Annotated in this window: 14 protein-coding genes; 4 read left to right on the top strand and 10 right to left on the bottom strand. The window is 33.5% G+C overall.

Annotated features, from left to right (window positions below; genetic code table 11):
• Positions 1 to 36: 36 nt before the first annotated feature.
• Complete coding sequence (locus tag ABI657_RS04255) at positions 37 to 1,494, bottom strand: TonB-dependent receptor (RefSeq protein ID WP_348096001.1); 1,458 nt, start codon at positions 1,492 to 1,494, stop codon at positions 37 to 39.
• A 91-nt stretch (positions 1,495 to 1,585) separates the two neighbouring features.
• Here ABI657_RS04255 and ABI657_RS04260 point away from each other — a divergent pair, with 91 nt between their 5' ends.
• Positions 1,586 to 2,350, top strand: coding sequence for an MBL fold metallo-hydrolase (locus ABI657_RS04260; protein WP_348096002.1), 765 nt, complete (start codon positions 1,586 to 1,588; stop codon positions 2,348 to 2,350).
• Positions 2,351 to 2,362: 12 nt separating this feature from the next.
• A complete protein-coding gene (locus tag ABI657_RS04265; RefSeq protein WP_348096003.1) occupies positions 2,363 to 2,866 on the top strand; it encodes a hypothetical protein in 504 nt (167 codons plus the stop codon).
• Between the two features lie 63 nt (positions 2,867 to 2,929).
• Here the strand turns inward: ABI657_RS04265 and ABI657_RS04270 are convergent, their stop codons facing one another.
• Genes ABI657_RS04270 through ABI657_RS04285 form a run of 4 tightly spaced genes read right to left on the bottom strand, consistent with a single transcriptional unit; the run spans position 2,930 to position 7,192 of the window.
• Positions 2,930 to 3,574 carry an alpha/beta fold hydrolase gene (locus ABI657_RS04270; protein WP_348096004.1) on the bottom strand — a complete coding sequence of 215 codons (645 nt, stop codon included), beginning with the start codon at positions 3,572 to 3,574 and terminating at the stop codon, positions 2,930 to 2,932.
• Positions 3,575 to 3,632: 58 nt separating this feature from the next.
• On the bottom strand, positions 3,633 to 3,959 hold the full coding sequence (locus ABI657_RS04275; RefSeq protein WP_348096005.1) for a hypothetical protein: 327 nt from the start codon (positions 3,957 to 3,959) through the stop codon (positions 3,633 to 3,635).
• Between the two features lie 4 nt (positions 3,960 to 3,963).
• The gene (locus tag ABI657_RS04280) at positions 3,964 to 5,217 is read right to left on the bottom strand and encodes a dihydroorotase (RefSeq protein ID WP_348096006.1); all 1,254 of its coding nucleotides are present in this window, start codon (positions 5,215 to 5,217) and stop codon (positions 3,964 to 3,966) included.
• A gap of 46 nt (positions 5,218 to 5,263) precedes the next feature.
• Positions 5,264 to 7,192, bottom strand: a complete 1,929-nt coding sequence (locus ABI657_RS04285; protein WP_348096007.1) for a BatA and WFA domain-containing protein — start codon at positions 7,190 to 7,192, stop codon at positions 5,264 to 5,266.
• A 244-nt stretch (positions 7,193 to 7,436) separates the two neighbouring features.
• On the opposite strand from ABI657_RS04285, the gene ABI657_RS04290 reads away from it, so the two are divergent.
• A complete protein-coding gene (locus ABI657_RS04290; protein WP_348096008.1) occupies positions 7,437 to 8,549 on the top strand; it encodes a lactonase family protein in 1,113 nt (370 codons plus the stop codon).
• A gap of 44 nt (positions 8,550 to 8,593) precedes the next feature.
• Here ABI657_RS04290 and ABI657_RS04295 read toward each other — a convergent pair whose 3' ends face one another.
• The 3 genes from ABI657_RS04295 to ABI657_RS04305 all read right to left on the bottom strand — a co-directional run bounded on the left by ABI657_RS04295 (position 8,594) and on the right by ABI657_RS04305 (position 11,586).
• Positions 8,594 to 9,946: a DEAD/DEAH box helicase gene (locus ABI657_RS04295; protein WP_348096009.1), complete on the bottom strand. Its 1,353-nt coding sequence runs from the start codon at positions 9,944 to 9,946 to the stop codon at positions 8,594 to 8,596.
• Between the two features lie 101 nt (positions 9,947 to 10,047).
• Positions 10,048 to 10,812, bottom strand: coding sequence for a TIGR02757 family protein (locus ABI657_RS04300; RefSeq protein WP_348096010.1), 765 nt, complete (start codon positions 10,810 to 10,812; stop codon positions 10,048 to 10,050).
• Between the two features lie 108 nt (positions 10,813 to 10,920).
• A complete protein-coding gene (locus ABI657_RS04305) occupies positions 10,921 to 11,586 on the bottom strand; it encodes an ABC transporter ATP-binding protein (protein WP_348096011.1) in 666 nt (221 codons plus the stop codon).
• A gap of 168 nt (positions 11,587 to 11,754) precedes the next feature.
• Between ABI657_RS04305 and ABI657_RS04310 the strand changes: the two genes are divergently transcribed.
• Complete coding sequence (locus ABI657_RS04310; RefSeq protein ID WP_348096045.1) at positions 11,755 to 12,054, top strand: hypothetical protein; 300 nt, start codon at positions 11,755 to 11,757, stop codon at positions 12,052 to 12,054.
• On the opposite strand, the gene ABI657_RS04315 is transcribed toward ABI657_RS04310, so the two are convergent.
• Positions 12,044 to 12,346 carry a DUF6787 family protein gene (locus tag ABI657_RS04315; RefSeq protein WP_348096012.1) on the bottom strand — a complete coding sequence of 101 codons (303 nt, stop codon included), beginning with the start codon at positions 12,344 to 12,346 and terminating at the stop codon, positions 12,044 to 12,046. The two genes, ABI657_RS04310 and ABI657_RS04315, sit on opposite strands and share 11 nt — an antisense overlap.
• A gap of 32 nt (positions 12,347 to 12,378) precedes the next feature.
• Positions 12,379 to 12,810: a DUF6146 family protein gene (locus tag ABI657_RS04320; RefSeq protein WP_348096013.1), complete on the bottom strand. Its 432-nt coding sequence runs from the start codon at positions 12,808 to 12,810 to the stop codon at positions 12,379 to 12,381.
• Between the last annotated feature and the right edge of the window lie 16 nt (positions 12,811 to 12,826).

The following is a 12,826-nucleotide window of genomic DNA, read 5'->3' on the forward strand; positions in this document are numbered from 1 at the left end:
ATTCAGTTTTGGACTTTTTAGCTTGTTTAAATAATCTTAATTATTTTCTAATTCTTTTTCAGGATGATATCCAAAAAGGTGGTGTTCTTTTATGATTTCAGCAACTCCCGATGGAAGCATAGGCTCCCAGCCGGTTTTTCCCTGGCCAATCATTTTTAAAACTTCGCGCGAAAATACATTTAAAATTGAAGGATCATAATCAACAATATCAACGACTTTTCCATTGAATTTAAAGAATTTATACAATTCCTTCATTCTGGGATGGACCTTTAAATTATCAGAAGTTATAATTTCTCCATTGTCACCCAGCATCGGATATAAAAATACTTTCATGTCGCGGTAGAATAACTTTCCAAAAGCTTCGAGAATTCCACCACTTAAATGGCGATAGTATTTTTCATCAAAAATGTCAACTAAATTGTTTACTCCCATTGCTAATCCCATACGCGCCTTGGTATAATTAGCAAAATATTCCACTACCTTATAATACTCCTGAAAGTTCGAAATCATTACGGTCTGACCTAAGGAACATAATAGTTCGGCCCTGTCCATAAAATCACGTTCATCAATTTCTCCATCAGAACGCAAATTCGAAAGTGTGATTTCAAAAACTACAAGTGTATTTTCTTTTTCTACCTTATTTTCTTCAAGAAACATTTTTAGGGATTTTCTGTACATGTCGACGTTTACGTTGGTAACCGGACGAAAACTTCCCCTGAAAGCTAAAAGATTTTTTTTGTATAATAGGGCAGCCGGTAAAACGTTTTTTCCATCTGGATTGAACATCACGGCATCTGTCATTCCGTTCTTCACAAGTTGTAAACTCATCAAACGATTATCAACATCGGCAAAACGTGGTCCAGAGAAATTAATTGTGTCAATTTCAAGCTGATCCTTGTCCAAATGATCATACAAATAACGAAGTAATCGTTTTGGGTCATTATATTTATAAAAAGCGCCGTAAATTAGATTAACACCTAAAATCCCAAGCGTTTCCTGTTGCAGTCGGGCATCAGTTTCTTTAAAACGAATGTGTAATATAATTTCGTTGTAAGCTTCTTCAGGTTCAATCTGATATCTTATTCCAACCCAGCCGTGACCTTTAAATTGTTTTGCAAAATCTATCGTTGCAACCGTATTGGCATAACTGAAAAAAAGTTTGCTTGGGTGTTTTTCCCTGCTTAAACGCTCTTCAATAAGTTCACCCTCAAAGGTTAACATTTTCTTGAGACGATTTTCAGTCACATACCTGCCATCACCTTCGATTCCGTAAACGGCATCACTGAAATCTTTATCGTAAGCAGACATCGCTTTTGCAATTGTACCTGATGAACCTCCGGACCTGAAAAAATGCCTGACTGTTTCCTGTCCAGCGCCAATTTCTGCAAAAGTACCGTAAATATTCTCGTTTAAATTAATGCGCAGTGCTTTGTCTTTTATGGAAGGAACCTGAGCGATGACCTTGTCACCTTTGAGTTTTATTTCTGTACCCATTTTATTTTAAATAGATTTGTTACAAAGTTAGCAAATTAGGGTTCTAATGAAAGAGAAATAATCCCTATTTTTGTAAAAAAATCAAGTTCAATTGAAGGTCTATTTTTTAGGTACCGGTACTTCTCAGGGCATTCCCATTATAGGGATTGATCATCCTGTTTGCAAAAGCAATGATGCTAAAGACAAAAGGCTTCGTGTTTCTATCTGGATAACATGGGAAGATCATTCTTATGTTGTTGATTGTGGTCCTGATTTCAGGCAGCAAATGCTTTCTTGCGGCTGTCAAAAACTGGACGCAATATTATTTACACATGAACATGCCGATCATACAGCAGGGTTGGATGATATTCGCCCTTATAATTTTAGACAGGGCGAAATTCCGGTTTATGCGCATCAGCGCGTAATTGACAATCTAAAGCGCCGTTTTGATTATGTTTTTGAAACGGTAAACAAATATCCAGGTGCTCCCAGTGTAAAAACAATTGAAGTAAACAATAACAAACCTTTTGCGATTGGAGATAAAATGGCTATTCCTGTTAATGTTATGCATGGTGATTTACAGGTTTTTGGGTATCGAATTGATGATTTTGCGTATTTAACCGATGTAAAAACAATTGCTGAACCCGAAATAGCAAAATTAAAAAACCTGAAAGTACTGGTTGTTAACGCCTTGCGCGTTGACCCACATGATACGCATTTTAATTTGCAGGAAGCACTTGATTTTATCGATTTGGTCAGGCCGCAAAAAGCTTATTTAACTCATATCAGCCATGTTTTGGGTTTTCATGAAGAAGTACAAAAACAGCTTCCTGAAAATGTTTTCCTGGCCTACGATAATTTAGAAATTACAATTTAATTATACTACAAAATGAAAAAATCCTTAATGCTTTACCTTTTTATCTTGGCAATATTAATGAATGTTTTTACTTATATGTTTTACAGCAAAGAAGTAAAATTTGAAAAGGATAGATATGAGAAAACCACTAAAAAATTAAGGGACAGTATTAATTTGGTATCAGGTAAATTAGCTGAAGCCAATTATTTTTCTTTGGATTATAATGAAAATGCACAGAATTATTTTGACAACAGCGCCTCTGGCGGAAAAATTATACAATACGAAAAACTGATTCCGGTTGTAACTGAGAAATTAATGGACCTGAATGCCAATCCAAATGGGAATCCTTACACTGGGCAGGATAAAATTGGGGCCAACAAATTTATTATCAACAAAGTAAAAGTCTTAAACCACAGATGGATTATTGCTGATTACAGTGATGGTGAAATTTGGGGAGAAGTGTTATTGAAGTATTTTGTTAATGATGATGAATCAATTTCTTTTGAAGTGAATCAGTCGTTATTGTATCAGAAATAATTTAGTCACAGTTTTAGTTTTTAACTTTAGTTTAGAAACTAAAACTGCGATAAAAACAGAATATTACTCAGCAAGCCAATTCTTAAAATCAAAGAAATTCTGAGGCGCAACTCCATGTCCAACAGGATATTCTTTATAAGTTATCGGAATATTTAGCTTTTCTAAAATAGCAGGTGTTTTTCTGGCCCATTCAATCGGGATTACCTGATCTACAGTTCCGTGGGAAGCGAATATTTTAAGATTTTTAAAGTCATTTTTTTCAAAACCTTCTTTTATAATTTCTTCATTAAAATAACCGCTCATTGCCACTACACGCTGAATTTTTTCAGGATAAGAAAGCGCAACAGAATAACTCAGAATTGAACCCTGACTAAAGCCAACTAATGTTATATTATTTGCATCGATTGGATAATTATCAACCAGCTCATCAATAAACTTAGCGATTAAATCTCGTGAAATTTTTGCTTGTTCGTTATCTGAAAATTTATTCTGGTCAGCATCAAAATTAATCGCGTACCACGCATAAGCGCCGTATTGCAAATCATAAGGCGCTCTTGCAGAAACAATGTAATAATGATCCGGGAGTTCAGTAGCAAACGAAAACAAATCAGCTTCGTTACTTCCATATCCATGTAATAAAATTAAAACGGGATTTTTATCTAAGATAACCTTTGGTTCTCTTATTTTATGTTCTAATGATAGATTCATTTTAAATGGTGAATTTTGAATTGTAAATTTTGAATTTAATGCATTTGTGAATCAAAAATTAACCGATACTTTTAAACCATTTCTGAAAAAGATTTCCAACTAACGGAATTGGCCTTGTCTGTCCCTGAATAGCGCTGAAGATACCGTAAGTCCATAATATGGAAATACAGATCCACATTGGGAAAGTGATCATGAAACTGTCAAAATTACTGATTATAGCTCCGAAAGAAATAAAAGCCAAAGAGAGTCCTAACGCCTGACGAATATGGAAAGAAGCAAAACTATTTTTGTTTTCAGCATTCATAGACATGGCAATTAAAACACCAATAATCAAAATATAACTGGTAATAGCAATAGATTTTCCTTCTTCGATTGAATTGTTCATTTTATTATTTTGTAACAAGTTGATTTTGATTTAAAATCCCGTAAACTGAACCTTTTATTTCGGTTCCTAAAAAAGCAGAATTTTTAGATTTAGACAGAATGTTCTCCTTAGTAAAAGTTGATTTTCCTTCAGGAGTGAAAAATGTAAAATTGGCTTTTGAACCTTCAGCAATTGAATTATTCTCAATTCCGAAAATGCCTTTTCCTAAAGTTAATTTTGCGATTACAGTTTCTAAAGGCAAAACGGTAAGCAAAGCTCCAAAAGCACTTTCAAGTCCAATTGTTCCATTTTTGGCGGTATCAAATTCCATTTTTTTGAATTCGATATCAATTGGATTATGGTCTGAAGTAATTAAGTTAATTGTTCCGTCTAAAACGGCGTTAATAAGAGCTTTTCTGTCCGTTTCAGTTCGCAATGGCGGTGTAACTTTAAAACGTGTATCGAAACCTTCTAATTTTTCATCCGTTAAGACTAAATGATGTACAGAAACACTACAGGTTACTTGTAGACCTTTTGCTTTTGAATCCTTAATTAATTCAACTGATTTTGCTGTAGAAATGGTCGGTATATGAAGTTTTCCACCGGTATATTCGAGTAAAAACAAGTTTCGTGCGATTTGTAATTCTTCGGCTAAATTTGGAATTCCTTTTAAACCTAATCTTGTCGATACAATTCCTTCATTGGCCACACCGTTTCCTTTTATATTTTGATCTTGTGAATAAGCAATCAGTAAACCATCAAAATCCTGTACATATTGCAACGCAATTTTTAGGAGATTGGCGTTATCGATACTTTTGTTGTAATCTCCAAATGCAACCGCTCCGGATTTTTTCATATCAAACAATTCAGCCATATCTTTTCCTTCGCTGGCTTTTGTTAAGGCCCCAATAGGGAAGAGTTCAGTGGCAAAACCATTCGCTTTGTTTTTTACGAAATTTACCTGCGATTGGTTGTCAATAACAGGGTAGGAGTTGGGTTGTAAAGCAATGGCAGTAAATCCGCTTTTTGCAGCAGTATTTAATCCGTTTGCAATAGTTTCCCGGTCTTCATAACCTGGTTCTCCAAGCGAAACACTACTGTCAAACCAACCTTGAGAAAGATGTAGATTATCAAATTTTACTTCGGTAGAATCCTCAATATCAAGAAGTGAAGGGCCAATTTTTTCTATAATACCATCTGCAATTAAAAGATCAACAGTCTGATTATGAAACTGACTTTTTGAATCAATAATTTTGGCGCTTCTGATGATTATTTTCATAAGTAGATAATTTATTTATATTGAATCGTAAATATTATAAAAGTAATTACTTTACGAACTTAATAATTGCCATTTCTAATGCTAAAAATAACAGTGCAAAGATAACAAACCATTTCCAAATTTGGTTGTCTGTCCGATCAGTTTGCAAGGTGTTGAAAATCGTTGAAATCGTATCGGCAGTTTTAAAATCAGAAACTATGTTGGTATTTACCTGACTCAAATCACTTTCGCTTCTTTTATAATTGAAACTTACTTTTTCAACGGATTCCTTTTTGTCAAAAATGCCGTAATTCCCGGCTGTTTCCGGGAAATCATTAAACGTTAATTTGACTTTATTATTCAATATCTGTTGAATTGGAATAAAAGAATCATCATTTCCCTTTACTTCTAAAATGGCATCTTTACTTAATAAAACATCGACAAAATAAGGCAGATTGTTTCCGATTGTCAATGCATTTACACCCGTTTTCTGATTGTTTTGTCCCATTTTATAAAACAACGGAACAATGATAGGAGATTGTTGAAAATTAGAATTTACAGAATTTATGGGTGCTGAAAATACGGAAACTCCTGAAACAGGATTTGGAATCATAGTTACAAATATACTTTGGTCTTCGTAAGATAAAACCGCAGGATACGGACTGGAAATATCAAATGAACTATTTGTTTTAGGATATTGAAAATTGGTAATTTTATTTTCAAATACTCCTGAAAATAACGGATGATCAAAATTGATTTTCGTAACTAGTTTACTTCCTGCTTTAAACCTTTTAAACTGCAATCTTCCAAAATTCTCTAAAAAGGAATTTAAATTTGAAATTGAAATTTTTTCAGAAGGAATCACCACTAAATTTCCTCCTTTTGAAACAAATGATTTTAAAGTAGTTTGTAATGCCTGAGGAACTTCTGTTAGTTCGTTTAAAATGATAGTATTTTGTTTTTCCAGACTGTTGTAATCTAATGAACTAATAGAATAATTATTATAATTGAATTCTGATGAAGTGTAAATTCTCGATAAGAAGTTACTCTTTTCAGGTTCTCCAATGCTAATAATATTTGTTTTTTTAGCTTTGGAAATACTGAAAAAAAGTTTGTTGTCATAAGCAAGACCATTATCTTCAATTGTCACATACCCATGAAAAGCTTCTTTTGGAATGGTAAAATTGATTTTCTTTTTCTTTGAATCAAAATTGATAATTGTTTTGGCAATCAATTTATTCTGATTGTATAAAGAGGTTTGAACAGGTTTGAAATCTTCACCATAAGCTGATAAGTTTACACTAATCTCGTAAAAATTTTCCAGTGACTGATTAATAAAAACACTGTCAATAGAAATGTTGTTTTTTTGTTCTGCTTCAGGAATAATGAAATAAGGTTTTTGTTCAGAATCAATGTTTTGTATGTCTTTCTCTGACAGACTTACGGCATCCGTAATAATAACGATGTCTTTTTTTTGAGCCGTTTTATGTGCTTTTATCTTAGCCATAATTATTGAAAGCTCAAATGGAGTAGCGCTGTAGTTTAAATTTTGTAAAGCACTTTTAGAAGATTTGATATCCGTGTTCCAAAAATTTTCGGTGTTGGTTAACAATGAAAACTGAATGTTTTCGGGAGTGTTTTCCAATAATTCCTGAACACTGCGTTTTAATAGTTCCCCTTTTTTGCCTTTTGCCTGCATGCTAAAAGAATTGTCAAGAATAATATACATTTCATTTGATGCATTTTTACTGTCTTTGGCTTCAAAAAAAGGCTGTGCAAATGCTACGATAATACAGGTAAGTAATAATAACCGTGTTGCTAATAATAATCTTTTTTTGATTTTTGAACTTTTTCTTGTCTGGATGGAAAGTTCTTTTAAAAAGCGGACATTAGTGAAATAAGAGGTTTTAAAACGCCTTAATTGAAATAAATGAACCAAAATTGGAACAATCAATAAGAACAGAAAGTATAGAATTTCAGGGTTTTTAAAATGCATTCTGGCTTCGATTTACTTCACTGGGTTATATTTAGTAAAGATACTGGTCAAAAATACAAATTTTTAGTTAAAAATAAATAAAATAAGTAAGGTTGATTTAATCACAAAAAAGATATGGTTTATTGGTCTAATTGGGTTTTACTGATTTGAAAAATGTAACTTTTGAAAAACCATTTGTAACAAAAATGAAATTTTCTAAAGATATAATTGTCTATTTTAGCTATTCAAAAAACCACTTTAAAATATGAAAAAAATGTATTTAATATTATTTTCGGTTTTAGCTGTTACTACATCTAAAGCCCAGAATAAATTTAATTTGTTAGTCGGAACTTATACCAATACTTGCCAGAGTGACGGAATATACGTTTATGAATTCGATAGTACTACTGGTGAATTCAAATTAAAAAATTTTTCAGAAAAAGTTGTAAGTCCAAGTTACCTGTCAGTTTCAGCAGACAATAAATTTATTTATGCCGTAAATGAAAATGGGACGCAAAGTACTGTGAGTGCTTTTAGTTATGATTCTAAATCAGGAAAAGTAAAATTGATTAATAAAAACGCTGCTTTAGGAGCTGACCCTTGTCATTTGATTAATGACAGCAAAAATGTTATTGCTGCTAATTATTCAGGTGGAAGTATAGCTGTATTTAAGAAAAATGCTGATGGTAGTATTACTGAAGGACAACAATTAATTCAGCATGAAGGAAAAGGACCAAATCAAGCACGCCAGGAAAAGCCGCACGTACATATGCTTGCCTTTTCTCCGGATAAAAAATTTGTATTAGCAAATGATTTAGGTCTTGACAAAGTTTTTATCTATAAATATAATCCTGGTGCAGCACATGAAATTTTAACGTTAAAAGGAAGTGTTGATGTTAAAAAAGGAAGTGGTCCCAGACATTTCACTTTTAGTAAAGACGGTAAATTTGTCTATTTAATTCAGGAATTAGACGGCACACTGACAACTTTTAGTTTTGATAAAAATGGAAGTTTAAAATTAGTTAAGGAAACCAGTATTCTCGCCAAAGGATTTACCGGAGGAACTGGTGCAGCAGCTATAAAGATTTCACCTGATGGGAAATTTTTATATGTAACTGATCGCGTAGATGCCAACAATATTACTGTTTACAAAATTCTTAAAAACGGAAGTTTGGAATTGGTAGAGCAGATAAGCACATTAGGTAAAGGACCCAGGGATTTTGCAATTGATCCGACAGGTAATTATTTACTGGTGGGACATCAGCACACTAACGAAATTATTATTTTTAAAAGAGATAAAGCTACAGGGGAACTTAAAACTACAGGAAAGAAAATAGAATTATGTTCGCCAGTTGGTTTGGTTTTTACAAAGATTTAAAAATAAAATCCCCAAATTCTAAACTAAATTTGGGGATTTTTATTTTATTTATTCTTGTCTTTTCGTTTTTTATCTCTGGTTTTCAACATATTTCGATTGACAGAACCGTGTGTTTTTTTCTTGGTTACTCCAGGTCCGCCTAAGTTGACTTTTTTATTCTTTTTGCTCTTTTCCTGAAAAGCACCATCACCTTCCAATTTCTGTTTTTTCATCAAAAATTTGATCGGCAGTTTGTCTTTTTCAGGTTCAATTAATTTTGTTGAAATTTCTACTTCTTCCGGAAAAGTGGCAACGGCTAATTCGGTATTCATTAACACTTCGATACCCACTTTTGATTCTTCTTCCCGAGGAGCAATAAGACTAATAGCTGTTCCAGTAGCATCTGCACGACCTGTACGGCCAATACGGTGCATGTATAATTCCGGCAATTCCGGCATTTCAAAATTGATTACATGCGTAATATTTGAAATATCCAAACCCCTTGCCATAATATCTGTGGTAATCAAGCCACGAAGATTTCCTTCCTGAAAGGATGCCATCGTGCTCAAACGATAATTTTGAGATTTATTGGAGTGAATAACTCCAAACTGACCTTCAAAATCCTCCTCAATTCGTTCGTGAACCATATCTGAGATCTTCTTGTTGTTGACAAAGACCAGCACCCGGCTCATGTCTTCGTTAGTTTGCAATAAGTGTTTAAGAAGATTAATTTTAGTATTAAAATTTGGGGCCTGATAGCTGATTTGTGTAATATTCTCAAGAGGTGTTCCGGATGCTGATAAGGTAACTTCTTCAGGATAATCAAAATAATCGTTCAGAATTGCATCAACTTCATCGGTCATTGTTGCTGAAAATAAGATATTTTGACGTTTTTTGGGCATCATGGCTAAAATAGCTGTCAACTGGGTACGAAATCCTAAATTCAACATTTCGTCAAATTCATCGATAACCAATTTTTGCATTTCTTCAAAACGTATTACATTATCCAATGTTAAATCCATGATTCTTCCTGGAGTTCCTACCAAAATATCACAACCTTTATAAACTGTTGTTTTTTGTGTATTGATGTTGACACCACCAAAAATTCCAACAGTTCGTACAGACATGTATTGGGTTAGTTTCTCTACTTCTTCAACAACCTGAACCACAAGCTCACGTGTTGGAACAAGAATAACTATTTTTGGAGTATGTCCCGGTGTAAATTTGTATAATTTTAAAAGAGGTAATAAGTAGGCAAATGTTTTACCTGTTCCGGTTTGTGCAATTCCCATCATATCGCGGCCAGACATAATCACAGAAAAGGATTTTTCCTGAATAGGAGTAGGGGTAACAAATCCTAATTCGTCGATTGCTTTTTGTACTGATTTTGGGAGATTGAATTTTTCGAACGTGCTCATTTGCTTTTAAATTTTGTGCAAAGGTACGTTAAATTCGTGGTTAGATTATCAGATTTTTATAATCATCTCATAATCTTGCGGTTAAACCGTTTTGTTTTCCATTAAAAACCTTCAAATACGCCCAGGCCAAATAATGCAAAATCATATTTTACAGGATCAGTTGCATCCATTTTTCGAAGTTTTTTATCTAATTCCGCTAATGCTTTTCCGTCGTTTTGTTTTCTTTCCAGAATGCCTAATTTTCGGGCTACATTACCGGAATGGATATCCAGCGGACAAGATAATATGGAAGGTGGAATAGTTTTCCAGATTCCCAAATCGACGCCTTTTGTATCCTGACGCACCATCCAGCGCAGGTACATATTAATTCTTTTAGCCGCTGAATTATTAAGCGGATCTGAAATGTGTTTTTGAGTTCGTGATAAATGCTCGATTTCAAAAAATATTTTTTTGAATTCATGAATTCCTTTTTGAAGGCTTTCCTTTTCCTGATTTTTTGCAAATACGGCTTCTAGTCCGTTATGGTTTTTATAAATGTGTTGTAGTCCTTTTATAAAACATGTAAAGTCTTTCCCGTTAAAGGTTCGGTGTACAAAATTTTCCAATCGCTGAAGATCTTCATCAGAATGCGACATGACAAAATCATAAGGAGCATTTCCCATTAAACTCATCATTTGATGGGAGTTTTTGATAATCATCTTTCGGTTTCCCCAGGCAATAGTAGCGCTCAGAAACCCAGCAATTTCAATATCTTCTTTTATCGAGAATAAATGCGGAATCTGAACAGGATCACTTTCTATGAAATCCTGATTGTTATATTGAATGACTTTTTCGTCGAGAAATTCTTTAAGCTCTTTCTGATTCATAATTTTGAAAAATGTTCTTGTTATTCCAGATCCATAGCCCGGATGGGAACGACATCCTTTTGTGCCGGTGTTCGGCATAAAAGATATAGTGTACAGCCGGAATAGCTTCTAATTACTGATCAGGCCATCAACCATTACTAATTTCCTGTCTGCCATATTGGCCAGTTCTTCGTTATGGGTTACGATAACAAAGGTCTGTCCGAATTCATCACGAAGCTTAAAAAACAATTGATGTAAGTTTTCAGCAGAATTGGTGTCCAGATTACCGGAAGGCTCATCTGCAAAAATGACATCAGGTTTATTAATTAAAGCTCTGGCAACAGCAACACGCTGCTGTTCTCCGCCGGAAAGTTCGTTTGGCTTATGATTGATTCTGTGGGATAAGCCTAAATAGTCTAATAATTTTTTGGCTTCGACCTCGGTTTCAGAAGGTTTTTTTCCTGCAATATAAGCGGGAATACAGACATTTTCGAGAGCAGTAAACTCAGGCAGAAGCTGATGAAACTGAAAAATAAAGCCTAAATTTAAGTTTCTGAATTTTGATAGTGCCTTATCATTTAGGCCTAAAATATTCTGTTCATTTATAGTTAAGGAAGTTTGAGAATCTGATTGTGAAGGTTTGTCTAAAGTTCCTAAAATTTGCAGCAGAGTTGTTTTTCCGGCACCAGAAGCGCCTACAATTGAAACAATTTCCCCTTTTTTTATATGTAAATCAACTCCTTTTAGAACCTCAAGCTGATCGTAGAATTTATGTATGTTTTTTGCGTGTATCATTGGAAACTATTTTTACAAAGAAACAAAGATTCTGGCGATATTAAAATGTGTCTAACACAATTTTAGGAAGAAATCATAAATGGGAATTTAGAAAGAATATTGTATCACGAAATAAATTGAATTAAGCTATTTATGTCTAAATTCGGTAAATATCTAATACATAACAACATGCAGGAATTAGAAGAAATACATGATAACAGAATTAATAAGCTCCTTTTAGGTTTGCTTTTTGATGGTATTGGAATGATTTCATTTTCAATACCGCTTCTGGGCGAATTTTCCGATGTGATTTGGGCACCTATTGCTGCTTTTTTAATGACAAAAATGTATAAAGGACGAGTAGGGCGGGTTGCCAGTGTTTTAACTTTTGTAGAAGAGATTATCCCGTTTACAGATATAATTCCGTCTTTTACAATTACCTGGGTTTATACCTATTATTTTCAGAACAAGTATAAAACTAATCCTTAAATAAAAAACCTAATCCCATACTTTTGAGCATTTTTTTTTCGAAATTCCAAAAAAAGCGGAATTGCCCAAATAGGGTTCCAATTGCGACAAGGAGGATTTGATAAATAGGAAAAATGATCAATAACCGAATTAAAGTAAACCAGCCTCCAAAATCTTCTTTAGTTATATGTAGTAATTCACAAAAAGGTTTGGACAACCACGCAGATGCCGATCCTGTGATAGCAAATACGATAAATATAATGATGAGTTGAAAATTAGAAGTAATACCCCAGCGTTGCTTTAATCGATTCATTTTAATTTATAATGATTACAAATATAACAACATTATTGTATTGGTACATACCCTGCCAGCTTTTGTTTGTAGGTATTTTGAAAATAAATCATATAATTATAAATCAGGTAATTTACTTCGTATCCGTAATGAATATCTGGTCTGTAATCGATGGTCATTTCGTATAAACTTGGATTATAGCGTTGTGGCTGTAAAACACGATTGTTCCACTCAGTCACATACCATTGATTTTTGTTTTCCAGATAAGAGAGCGAGTAAAAATTTCTCGGTTGTGCCCGTGATGCGAGCCATGAGCTGAAACCGTTATCAATAATTATTACTTCGTATTCTAAAGAGTCATTAGCAATTCGAACAGTATCATTAACAGCTAAACTTTTATTAGAAGGTTCTTTTATACCAGTTTTAGTGCTTGAACAAGCTATGATAGTGAATAAAATAATCAGGATGTAAATACAATTTTTCATGACTTTGATATTTAAA

The sequence above is a fragment of the Flavobacterium sp. genome (assembly GCF_039930565.1).
Lineage (GTDB): Bacteria > Bacteroidota > Bacteroidia > Flavobacteriales > Flavobacteriaceae > Flavobacterium.

Bases quoted from the DNA above. Each gene is read 5' to 3' on its own strand.
- ABI657_RS04290 (WP_348096008.1), top strand. From the start codon at position 7,437: ATGAAAAAAATGTATTTAATATTATTTTCGGTTTTAGCTGTTACTACA.
- ABI657_RS04270 (WP_348096004.1), bottom strand. From the start codon at position 3,574: ATGAATCTATCATTAGAACATAAAATAAGAGAACCAAAGGTTATCTTA.
- ABI657_RS04310 (WP_348096045.1), top strand. From the start codon at position 11,755: ATGCAGGAATTAGAAGAAATACATGATAACAGAATTAATAAGCTCCTT.
- ABI657_RS04300 (WP_348096010.1), bottom strand. From the start codon at position 10,812: ATGAATCAGAAAGAGCTTAAAGAATTTCTCGACGAAAAAGTCATTCAA.
- ABI657_RS04275 (WP_348096005.1), bottom strand. From the start codon at position 3,959: ATGAACAATTCAATCGAAGAAGGAAAATCTATTGCTATTACCAGTTAT.
- ABI657_RS04320 (WP_348096013.1), bottom strand. From the start codon at position 12,810: ATGAAAAATTGTATTTACATCCTGATTATTTTATTCACTATCATAGCT.
- ABI657_RS04315 (WP_348096012.1), bottom strand. From the start codon at position 12,346: ATGAATCGATTAAAGCAACGCTGGGGTATTACTTCTAATTTTCAACTC.
- ABI657_RS04255 (WP_348096001.1), bottom strand. From the start codon at position 1,494: ATGGGTACAGAAATAAAACTCAAAGGTGACAAGGTCATCGCTCAGGTT.
- ABI657_RS04280 (WP_348096006.1), bottom strand. From the start codon at position 5,217: ATGAAAATAATCATCAGAAGCGCCAAAATTATTGATTCAAAAAGTCAG.
- ABI657_RS04295 (WP_348096009.1), bottom strand. From the start codon at position 9,946: ATGAGCACGTTCGAAAAATTCAATCTCCCAAAATCAGTACAAAAAGCA.
- ABI657_RS04305 (WP_348096011.1), bottom strand. From the start codon at position 11,586: ATGATACACGCAAAAAACATACATAAATTCTACGATCAGCTTGAGGTT.
- ABI657_RS04285 (WP_348096007.1), bottom strand. From the start codon at position 7,192: ATGCATTTTAAAAACCCTGAAATTCTATACTTTCTGTTCTTATTGATT.
- ABI657_RS04265 (WP_348096003.1), top strand. From the start codon at position 2,363: ATGAAAAAATCCTTAATGCTTTACCTTTTTATCTTGGCAATATTAATG.